We start from the raw sequence: 18,160 nt of genomic DNA, 5'->3' as shown, positions 1-18,160 counted from the left end.
GCCCCGGCGGCGGCGCCGCCAGGGTCCGCGCCGGCGCTCAGTCGACCAGCTTGAGGGTGCCCTTCATGAGGGCGCCATGGCCGGGGAACGAGCAGAAGAACGTATAGTCATCGCCCGCGGCCAGCTTGGCCACGTCGAACGTCACCGAATCCGACTCGCCGCCGCCCAGCACCTTGGTGTGCGCCAGCACGCGCGTATCGCCGGCCTTCAGGTACTGGTTGTCCAGGCCCGCGGCTATGCCATCCTTCTCGACCGCCTGCATGTCGGCCGTCTTGGTCAGCACCCAGTTGTGCCCCATCACGTTGCGGGGCAGCTTGCCGGTGTGCTTGAGGTTGACCGTGAATTGCTTGCACGACTTGCTGACCTCGATGGCCTTCTTGTCGAATTGCATCTGGTCCGTGCCGGCAATGTCCACCGAGCATTCGGCCGCGAGAACCGGCGCGCTGAACGCCGCCATCAAGGCCATGCCACCCAATACCTGCTTGAACATAACGTCCTCCATCAACACATTGTGCGACGCGCGACCGCGCATCGGGCAATCCCTACTTTACGCCCCCGCGCGCGCAAAGGGAAAGGAGCGCGGCTCGCCCGTTTGCGCGCCATCAAACAATGCGGCCGGCCCGCGCCATGCCGCGCAACCCATGCTGCAACCAGGGGAATAGTGGCGCAGGCCTACATCTCGCCCAGGCGCATCAGGCGCCGGATGTGATCGCGCTGCGCACGCAGGCGCGGCAACACCTCGGCCTCGATGCGCGGCATGTCGTAGTCGTCGTCGTTGACGGACAGGCCCAATGAAAGACCGCGCGCCTGGCTGGAGAAGAGCGCAACCCCCACGGTGGTGACCTTGCGCTCGGGGTACCGGGCGATCGCCCACTGGTCTTCGGGCAGGTCCAGCGCCGAGCACAGCGCGCTGGCCGGCGGCAGCGCATTGCCCACGCGCAGATTGACCACCAGGATCTTGCGCCGCTCGGCTTCCGAGCTGGCCCGCGCGATGATGATGACGTCGTTCTTGCTGCGCTCGCCGATGTTGGCCGTGCCCGCGCATTGGTCCGCCAGCTCCTGCAGGGCGGACTGGATCACATCGTTGACCCCGGTGTTGGCCAGCGCGGCAAAGCCGATCTCCAGCAGTTGGGGCGTCAACGACCACAACGTGCCTTCCTTGCGCACATAGCCTTCGCTCTCGAGCGTGGTCAGAAAGCGCAGCACGGTGGAATGCGGCAGGTCGACCGCCTTGGACAAGGCGGTGAGCGATTGCCCCGGGCCGCTGCGGAAACTGCGCAGCAGCGCTAGACACCTCTGGACCGAGCGATTATCATTCATTTGACCACTGCATGAAAATATTGTTCACCTAGCGGAAAGTTTAAACGGCTCGCGGGCACTTTGCAAGCGTTTATCGGCTTTGCGCGACATCGATGGGGGCACCATGGGGTACAGGGTAGGCGTCGATATCGGCGGCTCATTCACCGATTTCGCCGTATTCGACGAAGACAGCGGTGAAATCAAAAGTCTGAAGGTCTTTTCGCGGCCCGACCAACCCGGCGAAGAAGTCATCGCCGGGGTGCGCATGCTGGGCGAGCGCTACGGCATCCAGCCCGAGCAGATCACGTATTTCACGCACGGCACCACGGTCGGCATCAATACGGTCATCCAGCGCAAGGGCCTGAAGCTGGCGCTGTTCACCACCGAGAACTTCAGCGACGTGCTCGAGCTGGCGCGGCTGAAAACCCCCGACATGTATCACCTGCTGTCGCGGCGGCCCGCGCCGCTGGTCAAGCGCAGCATGGTGTTCGGCATCGCCGAGCGCATGGGCCCTGACGGCACGGTGCGCGCGCCGCTGGACGAGGCCAGCGTGGAGCGCGCGGTCCGGCAGGCGCTGGACGCGGGCGCCGAAGGCATCGTGGTCTCGCTGCTGCACGCCTACCGCAACCCGGCGCATGAACTGCGCGTGCGTGAAATCGCCGAAGCGCTGGCGCCCGGCCTGCCGGTGTCGTGCTCCAGCGAGACCTGGCCCATCATCCGCGAGTACGAGCGCACCATCACCGCCGTGATCGGCGGCTATGTGCAGCCGCGCGTCGCCCATTACCTGACATCGCTGCAGCAGGCGCTGAAGAACGCCGGCGTGCAGCCCGAGCCGCGCCTGACCAAATCCAACGGCGGCGTGATGACCGCCGAGCAGGGCAAGCGCGATTGCGTGCAGATGATCCTGTCGGGCACCGCCGCCGGCGTCATCGGCGCCAGCCACGTCGCGGCAACGGCCGGCCTGCCGCGCTGCCTGAGCCTGGACATCGGCGGCACCAGCGCGGACATCGCGGTCATCGTCGACGGCAAGCCGCAATACGGCGTGGGCGAGCTGATCGGCGATTTCCAGATCTACATCCCGTCCGTCTCGGTGTCCTCGGTGGGCGAAGGCGGCGGCTCCATTGCCTGGGTGGACCCGCTGGGCGTGCTCAAGGTGGGCCCGGAAAGCGCGGGCTCGCATCCGGGCCCCGCCTGCTATCGGCGCGGCGGCACGCGCGCCACCATTACCGACGCCTTCGTCTGCTGCGGGCTGGTCGGCCATTCCGAACTGGGCTACCAGGCCGTCACGGTCGATGCCGACGCCTCGCGCCAGGCGGTGGGCGAGCTGGCCGACAGGCTGGGCCGCGGCATCGAGGAAACGGCCGAGGCCATCATCCAGATCGCCGTCTCCGGCATGTATTCGGAGGTCAGCGGCCTGGTGTCGCGCTACGGCATCGATCCGCGCGAGTATGCCGTGCTGGCCTTCGGCGGCGCCGGCCCGATGCTGGGCTGCTTCCTGGCGCGCGAGCTCAAGGTCCGCGAGATCGTGGTGCCGCCCTCGCCCGGCACCCTCAGCGCGCTGGGCGGCCTGATCGCCGACCTCAAGAGCGACTTCCTGAAGACCGTGTACACCGACCTCAGCGCCGACCGGCTGGCCTTCGTGCGCGACGAATTCGCCACCCTGGCCGGGCGCGCGCGCCAATGGCTGGCGCAGGAACAGGGACACGCCGAGGAGGCCGAGCTGGTGTACTCGGCCGAAATGCGCTATCGCGGCCAATCGTACGAAATCGATACCGTGCTGGACCCGATCCACATCGAGGCCGGCGACGTGCAGGCGGTGGGCCAAGCCTTCCACGACATGCACCGGCGCCTGTACGGGCACGCCGACGAACAGGCTCCGGTTCAGATCGTCAGCCTGCGCGTGGTCATCGCCGGCAACAACGACAAGCCCGCCTTCCCGCGCCATGCGCTGCGCCCCGGCGCGCCGCGCGCCGAACGCAAGGTACGCGTCTGGCTGGACGGCGCCTGGCACGAGGTGCCGCTGTACGCGCGCACCGCCCTGGCGGCGGGCCAGCAGTTCACCGGCCCGGCCATCGTGACCCAGGACGACTGCACTACCGTCATCCCGCCCGACTATGCATGCCGGGTCGACGAGTACGCCAATCTGCGCATCACCGAAGGAGCCGCGTCGTGACCGTGGACAATTTCCGCCTGCAAGTGCTCGCCAACCATTGCACCGCCGCCGCCGAGGCGATGGGCTATACGTTGATGCGCACCGCCTATTCGACCTTCGTGAAGGAAACCGAGGACTTCTCGGCGCAGCTGATGACGCCGGCGGGCAAGACCTTCGCCTCGCCCAAGACCTTCGGCGCGACCTGGTACACCGGGCTGGACTATGGCCGGGTCATCGCCATGTTCGACGATTATCGCGAAGGCGACATCTATCTCACCAACGATCCGTACAGCGGCTTCGTGGCCACCCATACCCCGGACATGCACGTCTGGAAGCCGGTGTTCCGCGACGGCCGCCTGGTCTGCTTCGTCGGCAGCCACATCCACAATACCGACATGGGCGGCGCCGTGCCGGCGTCGCTGTCGCGCACCCTGACCGAAGTCCACCAGGAGGGCCTGCGCATCCCGCCGATGCTGCTGGCGCGCGACGGCGTCATCGACGAGAAAGTGCTGCGCATCATGGAAGTCAATGTGCGCATGCCGGAGCAGAACCGCGGCGACCTCAACGCCCAGATCGCCGCGCTCAATGTCGGCGAGCGCAAGGTGCACGAGATCATCGACCGGTTCGGCGTGGACGAATTCATGCAGGGCGCCGAGGCCATCCTCGATTACGCCGAGCAACAGACCCGCGCCCTGATCCGCGAGATCCCGGACGGCGAGTACCGCTTCGCCGAGTACGCCGACGAAGATACCGTGGGCGGCTACCCGTGCCGCATCCAGATCACGCTGCGCGTGCGCGGCGACGAACTGGAGCTGGATTTCACCGGCAGCGACCCGCAGGTCGCCTCGTCGCTGAACGTACCCACCGGCGGCGACGGCCACCATTCGGTGATCACGGTCGGCCTGATCTACGTCATGCATACCCTGGCGCCGCGCAACGTGCTCAACGCCGGCAGCGTACGGCCCTGCCATGCCGTCCTGCCGGAAGGCACGGTGGTCAATCCGCAGGCGCCGGCGGCCGTGGGCATGCGCAGCCTGATGGCGGCGGTCATCCAGGCCTGCACCTTCGGCGTCTTCAGCCGCGCCATGCCCGATCGCCTGCCGGCCTGCCCGGCCGGCGGCTCGACCCTGCTCAACGTCAAGACCGCCACGCGCGAGGGCCGCCAGGTGCTGTCGTCGATCGGCCCGTGCGGCGGCGGCGCCGGCGGCGGACCGGAACATGACGGCGTCGAAGGCTGCGGCGCCAACAACGCGTTCCTGAAGAACACGCCGGTGGAGATCAACGAGGCCGAGGTGCCGATCGAGATCATCCGCTACGGCCTGGTGCCGGACACCGGCGGCGCCGGCCGCCAGCGCGGCGGCAACGCGGCCACGATGGAATTCCGGCTGCTGGCGCCCAACGGCGTGGTCACGGCGCGCAACCGCAACCGCTCCGAGCTGGCGGCCTGGGGCGTCATGGGCGGCAAGGCGGGCGCCAACTCGCGCTTCATCCGCAACCCCGACTCCGACGCGCCGGAGGAGCTGCGCAACAGCGACCTGGTGAACTGCGCCCCGGGCGACGTCATCCGCCTGCAGGGCCCGGCCGGCGGCGGCTATGGCCATCCCTACGAACGGCCGATCGAGCAGGTGGTGGAAGACGTGCGCTGCGGTTTCGTGTCGCGCCAGCGCGCCCGCGAGGCCTATGGCGTCGCGGTGCGCGCGGACCTCAGCGTGGACGAGGCGGCCACCCGCGAACTGCGCCGCGCCGACCGGGGCGGCCAGGCCCATTTCGACCATGGCCCGGGCCGCTCGCGCTTCGAGGCGGTCTGGACGCCGGCGCGCTACGACGCGATGACGCGCATCATGGCGGCGCTGCCCATCAGCTGGCGGCATTTCGTCAAGCACCAGATGTTCGCCGCGCTGGCCGGCTCGGCGCCGCCGCAAGACGGCGGCGCGCAGGATATCGAGCGGCTCTATGCGCAATTGAGCCAGCGCTACGCGGACCTGCCCTCGCCGCAGGCGATTGCCGCGGCCAGCGGCGCGGCCGCCTGAGCGCGCAGCCATGCGGGAGCCGAACATGGCCGCGTCCAGGGACATCTTTGCGCCGGATTTTCGCCGGCGGCCCTACTGGTGGGAGGGCTACGAGCCGCCCGAATGCGGCGAGGACACCCTGCCGGCCAGCGCCGACGTGGCCATCGTGGGCGGCGGCTACACCGGCGTGTGCTGCGCCCTGGCCCTGCGCGAGGCCGGCATCGAGGCCGTGGTGCTGGAAGCCGGCCGTCCCGGCGAAGGCGCCAGCACCCGTTCCGGCGGGCAGGTGTCGGGCGGCGTCAACGTGCAGAAGAAGGCGCTCGCCGCGGTCGGCGAAAGCGCCGGCCAGCGCGCCGAGCGCCTGGCCGCGCGGCTGCGCGACGCCGCGGCCTCGATGGCCTATGTCGAATCATTGATCGAACGGTACGCCATCGAGTGCGGCTGGCACCGCACGGGGCGGCTCACCACCATGTGGGTGCCCGCGCACTACCAGAGCTGGCAGGCGCGCCTGGACCAGCTCAATGCCTGCACCGGATCGCAGGCGCGCATGATCCCGCGCGCGGAGCTGGCCGCCGAGATCGGCTCGTCCGTGTACCACGGCGCCGCGCTGATCGAGCACGCCGGCCACCTGCAACCCGCCCAGCTCTATGGCGGCATGCTGCGGGCGGCACGCGACGCGGGCGCGCGCGTGCTTGGCCGCACGCCGGTCGAACGCATCGAGCGCCGCGCCGGCGGCTATGACGTCCATACCGCGCGGGGCACCGTGCGGGCCGGCCAGGTGGTCATCGCCACCAACGGCTATACGGGCGCCAACCTCGGCGGCCTGAAGCGCCGCATCGTGCCGGTCTGCACCCACATGATCGCCACCGAAGCGCTGCCGCCGGACCTCGCCGCCAGCCTGCTGCCGACCAATCGGGCCGTGTCCGAGTCGCGCCGCGTCGTCAACCACTACCGGCTCTCGCCGGACGGGCGGCGGCTGCTGTTCGGCGGGCGCGCGCGCTTCGTGCCCACCGACGAGGCGACCACCGCCCGGCTGCTGTACCGCGCCATGCTCAAGCGCTTTCCGCAACTGGCCGGCACGCGCATCACCCACAGCTGGGGCGGCAACGTCGCCATGACGCTGGACTCGATGCCCCACATCGGCGGCGCCGACGGCTTGCATTACGCGCTGGGCTGCAATGGCAGCGGCGTGGCCATGATGAGCTACCTGGGCCACTGCGTCGGCCGCAAGATCGCCACGCAGTCGGGCGAACCGATCAACGCATTCGATATGGGGGAAATTCCAGGCCATCCTTTCTACTTCGGCAACCCGTGGTTCCTGTTCGCGATCGGCAGCTGGTACCAGGCGCGGGATGCCTACGACCACTGGAGGGCCCGCTGAACAGCGGGCGCAGACACCGGTTCTCGCTCATCCACCCGGCCAGGGCCTCGCACCGTCCCGATGCCCCGGCCGCCGAAGCGAACCGGAAAAATATCTATGGAGCGCTCCATGAACAATCAGCGTCGCAATGCATTGAGAGTACTGACCGGCCTGTGCGGAGCCGCCGCCCTGCCCCGGCTTGCCCTGGCGCAGGCGGGCGCCTACCCCGCCGGCCCGGTCACCGTCGTCGTGCCGTACGGCTCGGGCGGCAGCACCGATGTCATCGCCCGCCTGCTGGTCAATGACGTCAGCGAACGCCTGGGCGGCAAGTTCATCGTCGAGAACAAGCCCGGCGCCGCCGGCAACATCGGCACCCGCCAGGTCGGCATTTCCCGCCCCGACGGCACCACCCTGCTCTATTCCACGGCCACGCCGTTCTGCATCAACCCGTACGTCTACCGCACCCTGCCCTTCGATCCCGACAAGGATTTCGCGGCCGTCTCGCGCACCGCCAAGCTGCCCCTGGTGCTGGTGGTCAACGCCGGCCTGGGCATCAAGACCCCGCAGGCCTTCATCGACTACCTGCGCAAGAACCAGCAGCAGTGCAGCTACAGCTCGTATGGCATCGGCACGTCCAGCCACATCGCCAGCGCGATCTTCACCAAGAAGATCGGCGCGCCGGGCGTGCTGCATGTCCCCTACAAGGACATGACGGCGATGTCCGACCTGGCGGCCGGACGCAATACCTTCCACATCGATGCCTGGTCGGTCGTCGACCCGCTGGTCAGGGCCGGCAAGCTGACCGCCCTGGCCGTCTCCAGCGCCGAGCCCCTGCCCTGGGCCCCCAAGCTGCCGACGATCGCCAGCGTGATCGGCAGCGACTACGAAGTCGTCACCTGGCATGCGGTGTTCGCGCCGCGCAAGACGCCGGCGGAGATCGTCCAGAAGCTGAACCACGAGTTCCGGCAGACCATCGCCAAGCCTTCGGTACAGAAGACCTACGTGGACCAGGGCTTTCTGACCTACCCGCCGGCCACCCCCGCCGAAATCGACGCCTTCGTGCAGCAGGACAAGCAGCGCTGGAAATCGTTCGTGGAAGCGGCCGGCATCACGCCCAGCTGAGCAGTCCGGGCTCGCCTGCCGGCCGCGACGGCCCCGGCGCGCAAGCGCGCGGGGCCGTCGCCGCGTTCAGATGCGAAACGCCACGGTGGGGTCGGACCGGACCTTGTCCAGCAGGCCGGTTTCCCAGCTCAGGTACTGGTGCATGGCTTCCTCGATGCCGGTCTCGCGGTCATAGGGGCGGTACCAGACGTCGATCGCCTCGGTCAGGAACTGCGGCGCGTCGCCGCGCAGCCGGTCCGCGCCCAGCGCCGCGGTGCCTCCCTTCAGGTAGGCGGCCTGGTAGCCCTGCGCGGCGGCGTCGGCCGCCGCCAGCCGCGAGACCCGCCCGTCCGCGCACGTGAACAGCAGCGGCCCGGCGGGCTTGCGCTGCGCCAGCAAGGCCGGCAGGCGCGAGCGCGGCGCCCAGGCGGCGCCGGCCAGGTGGCCGGCCCGATAGGTACGCGAATCCCCCACGTCGATGATCACGGCGTCGGCCGCGACGGCCTCGACCGGCACGCCACGCTCGTCGTCGTACTCGACGCGCGGCGGCGCGACCAGCGCCGTTGCCTCGGGCCGGTGCAGATAGACTTCCCAGCCCATCTGGTGCAGCCAGCCGGCGGTCATCGGCGCCTGCACGCCGTCGGTGTCGAACACCACGATGCGCGCATTGCGCACCGGCGCGTAGTAATCCGTCTGCTGGACCAGCTGTCCCCCGGGCGCGGCCACCGCGCGCGGCAGGGTCGCCCGCGACGAGCAGGACGGATCGCGTGCGTCGAACAGGTACGTGGTGCGATAGGGGTTGGACAGCATGTCGTGCAATTCGCCCGCGTCCAGCGTGGCGATGGACATGCCCAGCGCCCACGCCTGCGCCGCCTGCGCGGCGCCGGCGGCGACCGGGCGGTCCAGGTAGCTGGCGGACTTGCCGCGTTCGAGCGGCAGGCCGGCCAGGTGCTGGCCCATCGTGCCGTTTTCCAGGGCCCGCACGTCTGTCTTGCCGGCGTTGCGCAGCGACTGCGCGCCGATGATGGAGCGGGTACGGCCGGCGCAGTTGACGACGATGGGGCCGGCATGGTCCAGCGCACGCGCCACCAGCTCGGCGCCCGGGCACGAATAGGCGCCCGGCACCGACATCAGGTTGAATTCCTGTTCGGTGCGGCTGTCGAGCACCAGCACCTCCTCGCTGCGCCGCAGCGCGTCGAGCTCGACGGCGCTGATGCTGGGCGTGCCGTAGACGTGCTCGGCCACTTCGCCAAAAGCCTTGCTGGGCACGAAAACGCCGGTATATACCGGCAGGCCGGCGGCATTCCAGCCCGGCTGTCCGCCCTGCAGCACCGCCACGTTGTGGTAGCCGCGCTGATGCAGCAGGCGCACCGCCTGCTCGGCCAGGCCGTCGGCGTCGTCGATCACCACGATGCGCACGTGCGGCGACGGCAGTCCGTCGTCGACGCGCAGCTCGAACACCGACAATGGCATGGACGCGGCATGGAACAGGTGCCCCTGGGTATAGACGCCGTTCTCGCGCACGTCCAGGATGGCCAGCTCGCCGCCGTCGGTCAGCATCTCGTACAGATCGCGCGGCGCGATCCAGGGCGCGTAGGTTTCCGGCACCGCCATGAAGCGGGTATAGGCGCCGCCTTCTTCCGTGGCGAAATTGATGCGTCCGCTCAGCGTATCGAGCGCGCGGCCATACAGGTGCAGGTGCAGCGAATCTTCCTCGGACACGACTTCGATCGTGTGGAACACCTCGCCGCTCAGGCGCGCGGCGTTGCCCTGGACCACGGTCAGGGCGTCGATCTGGCGCAACGTGCCGAAACCGGCGCGCGAGCCATCGTCGGTGCGTTCGAAGAACACGTTGTGCTCTTCGCCGTACACGCCGGCGATCACCGCCCAGGTGGTGTGATCGTGCGGCGGCTGCTTCTTGCCGGTCTTGCCCGCCGACGCATACAGGGCCAGGTCGCCGCTCTCGCCGCGCCACAACTGGTACAGCCCGCCGGGCTTGCCGGCCCGGATCGGGAACTCATCGCGCGGAAACAGCTCGTCGCGCTCGCCCAGGGCGACCAGCACCGGGCCGATCGCCTCGCGCAGCGCCTCGCCGTCGAGCTGCGCAGCCAGACGGCCGATCTGCGCCATGGCGTCTTTCACCGCATCGTAACGTTGTTGCATCGTAGTCATCGTCTTCTCTCCTGTCGGCATGCTTTACTCAACCTTGATGTTCTGGTCGCGGATCAGGCGCTTCCACAGCTGCGTCTCCGAATCGATCAGCTCGCTGAATGCCTGCGGCGTGCCGACGTCGGGCGTCATGCCCAGTTCCTTGACGCGCTTGGCGATCTCCGGCTCGGCCATCAGCTTGGCGAAGATCTGCTGGTAGCGATCCACGATGGGCTGCGGCGTGCCCGGCGGCGCGATGACGCCCAGCCAGTTGGTCACCTCGTAGCCCGGCACGGTCTCGGCCACCGTCGGCACGTCGGGAAAACGCGGCTCGCGCTGGCGGGTGGTGGTGGCGATGGCGCGCAGCCGGCCGGCGGCGATCAGCTCATGGGTGGCCGTATCGCCGAACCCGATATCGGTCTCGCCGGCCATGGTGGACATCAGCGCCGGGCCGCCCCCTTTGTAGCCGATCTCGCGCAGACGGCTGCCGGTCATGGCATTGAGCAAATGGCCGGTCATCGAGTTCGAGGTGCCCACGCCCACCGACGAATACGTCACGTCGCCGCTCTTGCTGCCGTCGATCACGTCCTGCACGCTGTTCCAGCGGCTTTCTCCGGGCTTGGTCACCAGCATGTAGCCCATCTGGACCAGCAGGTTGACCGGGGTCAGCTTCTTGGGGTCATAGGAAATCTGGCGCAGCTGCGGCCAGATCGTCAGCACGCCCGGCCCGGACCAGGTGATGGTGCGGCCGTCGGGCCGCGCGTTGGCGACGAAGTCGGTCGCGATCAATCCGCCGGCTCCCGGTTTGGGCATGACGATCAGCGGCTGGCCCAGTTCCTCGGCCATGCGGGCCTGGAGCACCTGCGCCAGGGCATAGTGCCCGCCGCCCGCGCCATAGCCCAGGATGAGCGTCACCGGGCCATCCGGCTGCCAGGGCTTGGCGGCCTTGTCCTGCGCCCCGGCGGTCCAGGGCAGTACCGCGACGGCGGCGGCGGCCAGATACTTCGCGAGAGTATGTTGCATGGTATTCCCCCTCTGTTCTTCGTTGAAAAAGGCCACGCGCCGCGGGCGCGGGCCGAACGCAACCACCGGCGCCGCCCGCGGCGCCGGACCTGCTCGAATCGGAATGGACTGGTATCGCGGCGCCGCGCCTCAGCCGGCGCCGATATCGGCCTGGTCCCATTGCGTTGCCACGAACGCCACGCGGTCGCCGGTGTGCACCACCGGATCGCGTCGCATGCCGATGACGATGCAATCGGTATCCAGGCTGACGGCCTCCACCTCGGCGCCATGCAAATCCACGATGCGGCCCAGCGGCGCGCCGGCCGGCACGATCTGGCCGGCCCGCCCGGCCGCCAGGAACAACCCTCCATGGCGCGCCATCACCCAGCGGCGCCGGGTGACCCGGCGCACGCTGGCGGGCGCGGGAGCGCCGGCGGATACGCCGCTTTCGTCGATGAGGCCCAGGTGGCTCGCCAGGCGCAGCAGCCCGGTCAGCGCCTGCTCGACGTTCTCCGGCGTGTACCAGCTGCCCTGGCCCAGTTCGACCATGAAGGCCGGCACATCGATGGCCAGGCACTGGTAATCCAGCCCGCCGGCAATGTTGCCGGGCAGTTCGCCCGCGCCGCCCACGTCCATGCGGCAGCTGACCGAGGGTTCGAAGAACGAGGTCATGCGCAGCAGCTGCGCCTCGGTGACCGCGCTGCCCGGAAAGACCTTGTAGACACAGTACGGCTTGCTGTCGTGGATCGAGCCCATCGTATGCATGTTCACCAGGCACGAGGCCACCGCCCGAACTTCCTGGAACAGGGCATGGGCCATATGGTTGGTCACCATCCCCTGCGGATTGCCCGGGAAAGTCTGGTCCAGGTCCTGCAGATCCTGCGGCGCCGTCTTGGTGCGGTTGTCCAGCCCCAGGGGGTTGGCCGTGGGCGTGATGACCAGGCTGCCCGACAGCGCGGCCGGATCCACCCGGCGGCCCAGCTCCACCGCGGCGATCACGCCGTTGAGTTCATTGCCATGCACCTGTCCATTGACCCACAGGCAAGGTCCCGGCGCCGCCCCCTTGATCACCGTCACCGGGATGGCGATGGCCATGCCCGAGCTCATGGTGCCCACCGGCAGGTAGTCATGCGCCACGGTTCCCGGCTGCATGCCGGACAACAAGTCTTGTATTTTCGACACGGTTCAATCCTCCCGGCGCAGCGCCTGGTCCAGGTCGCGCTTCAAGTCTTCGACATCTTCCAATCCGATATGCAGCCGCACCAGCGGCCCGGCATAGTCCCTGCCCGCCAGGCTGCGCTTGCCGGCGGTATCGGCCGGCAGCACCAGGCTCTCGTAGCCGCCCCAGCTCGCGCCGATGGCAAACAGCGTCAGCCGGTCGATGAAGGCGTCGCGCTGCTCGAGGCTGCAGGGCTCCAGTTCGAGGGTCAGCAGGCCCGAGGCGCCGCGCATCTGGCGGCGCCACAGCGCGTGGTCGGGGTGCTGCGGCAGCGCCGGATACAGCACCTGCGCCACCCGTGGATGCCCGGCCAGCCATTGCGCCACGTCCAGCGCGTTGCGGTAGTGCGCCGCCATGCGCACCCCCAGCGTGCGGATACCGCGCGTGGCCAGATAGGCGTCGTCGGGGCTGATGGACAGGCCCTGCGCGGCCGCTTCCGTGCGGATGGCCAGCCACAGCTCGGGGTCATGCGCCGTCACCGTCCCCATCATCACGTCCGAATGGCCCACCAGGTACTTGGTGGCGGCATGGATGGAGACGTCGATGCCGTGCTCGAACGGCTGCAGGAATACCGGCGTCGCCCAGGTGTTGTCGGCCACCACCTTGGCGCCGACCGCATGCGCGGCGGCGGCGATGCGGGCGAAATCCTGCATTTCCATGGTCAGCGAACCAGGGCTCTCGCAGTACACGACCGAGGTATCGGGGCGGACCAGGCGCTCGACCTCCGAACCGGCGTAGTACTCGACGCGCACGCCGCGCGGCGCCAGCACCTTTTCGCAGAACTCGCGACAGGGGTAATAGACGTTGTCCGGCACCAGGATGTGCGAGCCCGGACGGGCCAGGGTATTGAGGGTCGTGGCGATGGCCGAAACGCCCGAGGGCGTGAGAACCGCCCGATGGCCGCCTTCGATGGCGGCCACCAGGTTCTCCAGCTCCTTCACGGTGTGCGTGCCGAGCCGCCCGTAGCGTACGTGGTCGAACTTCGCGCCACGGGTTGCCTTGTACTCGGCCATGGACTCGAATACAACGGTTGAGGTGCGGTAGACAGGCGTGTTCACCATCCCCTTGTGCGCCTTCGGGTCGCGACCGCCATGGGTCAGCAGCGTATCGAACTTCATGAGCACCTGCAGAAGTGAAAGTGTGCGGACGGACCTGCCCGCGGCGCGACAGGCGCCGCCCGGGCAGGAGCGAAATGCGCGCCCGCGCATGCGGCGGGCACAGACAACGAGAGGAATTCTAGGTAGCCGGCGCAGCGTCTACTAATGAAAGATTTTCCTGAACCATTAAAATGATTAATAAATCAAGACAGGGGATACGATCCGTGCGCCATCTGGACATGCAGCAGTTGCGCACTCTGGTGACCATTGCGCAGACCGGCAGCTTTTCCGCCACCGCGGAAAAGCTGTTCAAGACACAGCCGGCCATTACCCACCAGATGCATCAGCTGGAAGCGACGCTGGGCACCGCCCTGTTCGAGAAGCAGGGGCGCAGCCGCGTCCTGACCGAGGACGGGCAGAAGATGCTCAAGTACGCAAGCCAGGTGCTGGCGCTCAACGACGAGGTCTTCCGCGTTTTCCAGGAACGCCTGCAGGGCACGCTGCGCATCGGCTCGCCGCACGACGCCGTCGAGACCCTGCTGCCCTCCATCCTGCGGCAGGCCAGCCAGGCCTTGCCGCAGTTGAACATCGACGTCTGCATAGACCGCGCGCCGCGGCTGTTCGAGCTGCTGCAGCGCGGCGAAATCGACATGGCCATCTCGGCCCGCTTTCACCAGGAATTCGAGGGGCTGATCCTGAAACGCTCGCCGGTGGTCTGGCTATGCGCCGCGGACTATGTGCACCGCCCCGACAAGGCCTTGCCGCTGATCCTGGCCGACGGCTCCAGCATCTATCGCGAAATGGCCCTGGCGGCGCTCGAGCAGCACCATATACGCTGGACGGTCACGCGCATCGTGCCCGACCTGGTCGGCATCAAGGCGGCGATCCGCGCCGGACTGGGCGTCACCCCGCGCAGCATCGACCTGCTCGCGCCCGACATGCGCATGCTGGACGAGGCCGACGGCCTGCCGCCGCTGCCCGAGATGACCTATCACCTGTGGATACGCCCGCATGCGGACGACTCGCCCGCGCGCCAGGCCTACGAGATGCTGCGCCAGGCCTGGGAGCTGGTCGACGCAGTGCCGGCGGCGCGCGCCGGCCCGGCCGCAGGCTGACGGCGGCGCCCCCCACGCCTTTCGTAATTCAGGCCCGTTCCCGCTCGGACCGGCCATCCAACCCAAGGAAGACACACATGGATCTCGGCATTGCAGGACGGTGGGCGCTGGTATGCGGCGCCAGCAAGGGGCTCGGCTATGGCTGCGCCAGCGCGCTGCTGCAGAACGGCGTCAACGTCGTCATCAACGCGCGCAACGACGGCGTCTTGCAGGACGCGGCGTCCGCGCTGCGCAAGGACGCCGAAAACCAGGCCCGGCAATCGGGCGGCCAGGCGGGCAAGGTCATCGCCGTCGCCTGCGACATCACCACCGAGCCAGGCAGGCAGGCCGCGCTCGAAGCGCCGGGCGGCCCCGGGCCGGACTTCGACATCGTGGTGACCAACGCCGGCGGTCCGCCGCCGGGGCAATACCAGGACTGGGACCGCGATGACTGGATCAAGGCGATCGACGCCAACATGCTGACGCCCATCGCGCTGATCAAGGCCACGGTGGACGGCATGCAGGCGCGCGGCTTCGGACGCATCGTCAACATCACCTCGACCGCCGTGAAGGCGCCGATCAGCACGCTGGGCCTGTCCAATGGCGCCCGCTCCGGCCTGACCGGCTTTATCGCCGGCCTGGCCCGCTCGGAGATCGCGGCCCGCGGGGTCACCATCAACAACATCCTCCCGGGCAGGTTCGACACCGACAGGCTGAAGAGCACGATGCGCGTCGCGGCGCAGGCGTGCGGCCAAAGCATCGAAGCGCTGCGCGAGGAACAGCAGCTGGGCATCCCCGCCGGCCGCTTCGGCCGTCCCGACGAGTTCGGCGCGCTCTGCGCCTTCCTGTGCAGCGTGCACGCCGGCTACATCACCGGGCAGAACATGCTGATCGATGGCGGCGCGTACCCCGGCACGTACTGAGCGCTGGCGCACGGGGCGGGTGTCGACAATCAGCAGGTGTCAGTCCCCCTGCGGGGACAGATACTGTCTTAGTCGTCAAGCGTCGATGGCGTACGGCAGTGTGCCTGTCCCAGCGAGGACAGGCACACGCACGGGCAGACGCCATGAAATCTTGCAGGCGCCAGCCCCCCTGCGGGGACAGACACCTGCGCGCCGGCTCAGTCGACCTTGACCTTGGCCTCCTTCACGACCTTGCGCCACTTCGCCACGTCGTCGCGCACCATCCGGGAAAACTCGCCGGGGGTGCTGGTGGCAACCTCATAGCCCTGCCCCACCAGCGCCGCGCGCACCTGGGCGTTGGACAGGACGGCCACCAGGGCCTGGTTGAGCCGATCCACGACCGCCGCCGGCGTGCCCGCCGGCGCATGGATGCCGTACCAGGTCTGCACATCGTAGCCGGCCACGCCGGCCTCATCGATGGTGGGCACCTCGGGCAGCAGTTGCGAACGCTGCTTGCCGGTGACGGCCAGCGCGCGCACCTTGCCGGCCCTGATCGAGGTCATCAACGGCGGCAGCGTGTTGAACGTCAGCTGCACCTGCCCGGCGATCACGTCCGCGTTGGAGGGCGACGCGCCCTTGTAGGGCACGTGCACCATGTCCGTGCCGGTCATCAGCTTGAACAACTCGCCCGCCAGGTGCGGCGTGCCGCCCTGCCCGGTCGAGGCGAAGTTCAGCTGCCCGGGCGAGCGGCGCGCCAGCGCGATCAGCTCGGTCACCGAGCGGGCCTGCACGCCCGGATGCACCACCAGCACATGGGTGGTGTAGCCGATCAGGCTGACTTCCTCGAAGCTGTCGACCGCGTCATAGGGAAGGTCGGGATAAATGGCCTGGTTGATGGCATTGGGCCCGCTGTTGCCCAGCAGGATGGTGTAGCCGTCGGGCGCGGCGCGGGCGACGGCATCGGTGCCGATGATGCCGTTGGCCCCGGGCCGGTTCTCGACGATGACTGGCTGGCCCAGCTGGGCCGCCAGCGGCTCGGACAGGGTGCGGGCGAAGATGTCGGCGCCGCCGCCCGGCGGATAGGGCACGACCAGGCGCACCGGACGGTCGGGAAACGGCGCCGCGACGGCCGCCGGCGCGGCCAGCGCCGCGCCCAGCGCAAGGGTGTATGCGATACGCAGCACTGAAAACAGGTCAGCCATGCAAACCTCCTGAAGTAAACAGCCGGGCGACGGTAGCGGCCGCCGCGCCGGTCCGGATTCAAGCGCCGCCGCGCGCGCTCGCCAGCAATGCGCGGTCCGCCTCGTCGTAGCGGTCCTGCCACTGCCGCCACGCGCGCTGGTCCGCGTGCAGCGCGTCCCGCCACACGGCGAGCACGCGGCGCACCTCCGCGGGCGCCGTCCCGCCGCTGGAATGGATGGCCTGCACGAAATTGCCCGGATCGATGCAGGCAGCCAGCTGCGCATCGTCGATCGGCGGCAGGTCGATGCCCATGCCGCGGGCCGCGTCGCGCACCCGCGCCGGCGTGAGCGCAGCCCGTCCGTCCGCCATGCAGGCGCGTACCGCCGTGCCGACGATCTCGTGCGCCTCCCGAAACGGCAGGCCGCCGGCCGCCACCAGCGTGTTGGCCACTTCCGACGCCGTGGCATAGCTCAGGTCCAGCAGCTCGCGCATGCGCGCGGGGTCGAAGCTGATGTCGCGCATGATGGCGCCGGTCAGGTCCGCCGCGTCGCCGCTGAGCGTCAAGGCGCCATTGATCGCGTCGAAGCCGTGGTTGATGAGGCTGTGCGGCCAGTCCTCGTTGCGCGCCATCAGGTAGACCGTGGCCAGCGCCCCCTGCACCTGCTCGGCGAACACCTTGACGGTCTCGAGCGGTTCGGGATTGCGCTTGTGCGGCAGATAGGTGCTGGCGGTGCAGAATGCATCGCTTAGCCGCACCATGCCGAACTCCTGGGTGTGCCAGAGAATGAAGTTGCCCGTCAGGCGCGCCAGGTGGGAGCACAGCAGCGCCGCCACCGATACGGGTTCGATCATGTAGTCCCAGGCATTGGTGCCGTCGCCCGTGGACAGCGTGGGCTCGTCGTGCCCCAGCCAGGCGGCGGTCATTGCGCGGTCGACCCGCACGCTGGTGCCCACGCCGTTGGCGCTGCCCAGCACCGAAAGATTGTGGCGCGACACGCATTCGAACAGGCGCTGCGTATCCCGCTCCAGCCAGGCGCTGAACCGGCCCAGGAAATGCCCCACCGTCATGATCTGCGACTGCTGCCAGTGCGTGTAGGCGGGCATGATGGTATCGGCATGCTCGACGGCCCGATCGAGAATCGCTTCGCGCAGGGCCAGCACCGACGCCAGCAGGCGCATCAGCTTGATACGCAGCTTCAGGCGCATCGCCGACGGAATGACGTCGCCGCGCGACCGCCCGAGCTGCAGGTAGCCCGCCACGTCGGCGCCCAGCAGCGCGGCCGCGTGCGCCTCGATCTGCGGATACAGGTCGCCGGCGCCGGCCTCCAGCGCGACGCTGGACGGTCCGCGCTCGAACAGTTCGGCCATCAGCGCCACCAGCGCCCGCGCGGCCTCGGGCGGTATCAGGTTGCGGTCGCGCAGCATCACGGCATGCGCGAGATTGACGCGCGACATGGCATGGAACAGATCCTCGTGGCCGGCTGCGGCGGCCTCCTTGGTGGCGAAGGTCAAGCGGCGGACGATCTCGGCGGGTTCCGCCGACAGGATCGCCCCGACTCCCAAAGTCGTCATGCGGGTCTCCTCGTGTAATGGCA

At 68.9% G+C, this 18,160-nt stretch carries 14 protein-coding genes; 6 read left to right on the top strand and 8 right to left on the bottom strand.

The window, feature by feature from the left end:
* Positions 1-37: 37 nt before the first annotated feature.
* A complete protein-coding gene (gene azu / locus EL288_RS05795) occupies positions 38-532 on the bottom strand; it encodes an azurin (RefSeq protein WP_003813974.1) in 495 nt (164 codons plus the stop codon).
* Positions 533-672: 140 nt separating this feature from the next.
* Positions 673-1,320: an IclR family transcriptional regulator gene (locus EL288_RS05790; RefSeq protein WP_003813976.1), complete on the bottom strand. Its 648-nt coding sequence runs from the start codon at positions 1,318-1,320 to the stop codon at positions 673-675.
* Positions 1,321-1,423: 103 nt separating this feature from the next.
* On the opposite strand from EL288_RS05790, the gene EL288_RS05785 reads away from it, so the two are divergent.
* The 4 genes from EL288_RS05785 to EL288_RS05770 all read left to right on the top strand — a co-directional run bounded on the left by EL288_RS05785 (position 1,424) and on the right by EL288_RS05770 (position 7,942).
* Positions 1,424-3,472, top strand: a complete 2,049-nt coding sequence (locus EL288_RS05785; RefSeq protein WP_010926970.1) for a hydantoinase/oxoprolinase family protein — start codon at positions 1,424-1,426, stop codon at positions 3,470-3,472.
* Positions 3,469-5,481 carry a hydantoinase B/oxoprolinase family protein gene (locus tag EL288_RS05780; protein WP_003813979.1) on the top strand — a complete coding sequence of 671 codons (2,013 nt, stop codon included), beginning with the start codon at positions 3,469-3,471 and terminating at the stop codon, positions 5,479-5,481. The genes EL288_RS05785 and EL288_RS05780 overlap by 4 nt, the downstream gene beginning before the upstream one ends.
* A gap of 25 nt (positions 5,482-5,506) precedes the next feature.
* Positions 5,507-6,841, top strand: a complete 1,335-nt coding sequence (locus EL288_RS05775) for an NAD(P)/FAD-dependent oxidoreductase (protein WP_033458669.1) — start codon at positions 5,507-5,509, stop codon at positions 6,839-6,841.
* A gap of 108 nt (positions 6,842-6,949) precedes the next feature.
* The gene (locus tag EL288_RS05770) at positions 6,950-7,942 is read left to right on the top strand and encodes a Bug family tripartite tricarboxylate transporter substrate binding protein (protein WP_003813981.1); all 993 of its coding nucleotides are present in this window, start codon (positions 6,950-6,952) and stop codon (positions 7,940-7,942) included.
* A gap of 66 nt (positions 7,943-8,008) precedes the next feature.
* On the opposite strand, the gene EL288_RS05765 is transcribed toward EL288_RS05770, so the two are convergent.
* From EL288_RS05765 to metC, 4 genes are all read right to left on the bottom strand, one after another.
* Positions 8,009-10,093 (bottom strand): rhodanese-like domain-containing protein, encoded by a 2,085-nt coding sequence (locus tag EL288_RS05765; RefSeq protein ID WP_003813982.1) that lies wholly within the window; start codon positions 10,091-10,093, stop codon positions 8,009-8,011.
* 24 nt (positions 10,094-10,117) lie between these two features.
* Entirely contained in the window at positions 10,118-11,092 is a 975-nt protein-coding gene (locus EL288_RS05760) for a tripartite tricarboxylate transporter substrate binding protein (protein ID WP_033446555.1), read from the bottom strand.
* A 129-nt stretch (positions 11,093-11,221) separates the two neighbouring features.
* A complete protein-coding gene (locus EL288_RS05755) occupies positions 11,222-12,253 on the bottom strand; it encodes a M14 family metallopeptidase (protein WP_010930022.1) in 1,032 nt (343 codons plus the stop codon).
* 3 nt (positions 12,254-12,256) lie between these two features.
* On the bottom strand, positions 12,257-13,408 hold the full coding sequence (metC, locus tag EL288_RS05750; RefSeq protein WP_010930021.1) for a cystathionine beta-lyase: 1,152 nt from the start codon (positions 13,406-13,408) through the stop codon (positions 12,257-12,259).
* 170 nt (positions 13,409-13,578) lie between these two features.
* Between metC and EL288_RS05745 the strand changes: the two genes are divergently transcribed.
* Positions 13,579-14,502, top strand: coding sequence for a LysR substrate-binding domain-containing protein (locus EL288_RS05745; RefSeq protein ID WP_003813986.1), 924 nt, complete (start codon positions 13,579-13,581; stop codon positions 14,500-14,502).
* A gap of 77 nt (positions 14,503-14,579) precedes the next feature.
* Positions 14,580-15,404 (top strand): SDR family oxidoreductase, encoded by an 825-nt coding sequence (locus EL288_RS05740; protein WP_003813987.1) that lies wholly within the window; start codon positions 14,580-14,582, stop codon positions 15,402-15,404.
* Positions 15,405-15,601: 197 nt separating this feature from the next.
* Here EL288_RS05740 and EL288_RS05735 read toward each other — a convergent pair whose 3' ends face one another.
* Both EL288_RS05735 and EL288_RS05730 read right to left on the bottom strand, forming a co-directional pair.
* Entirely contained in the window at positions 15,602-16,585 is a 984-nt protein-coding gene (locus EL288_RS05735) for a tripartite tricarboxylate transporter substrate binding protein (protein WP_003813988.1), read from the bottom strand.
* A gap of 58 nt (positions 16,586-16,643) precedes the next feature.
* Positions 16,644-18,137 (bottom strand): argininosuccinate lyase, encoded by a 1,494-nt coding sequence (locus tag EL288_RS05730; RefSeq protein WP_003813989.1) that lies wholly within the window; start codon positions 18,135-18,137, stop codon positions 16,644-16,646.
* Positions 18,138-18,160 lie beyond the last annotated feature (23 nt).

This window comes from Bordetella bronchiseptica, assembly GCF_900636925.1.
GTDB classification, from domain to species: Bacteria; Pseudomonadota; Gammaproteobacteria; order Burkholderiales; family Burkholderiaceae_B; genus Bordetella; species Bordetella pertussis.
Note: the sequence above shows the minus strand (reverse complement) of the source record. Positions and strands in the feature narration are given on the sequence as shown.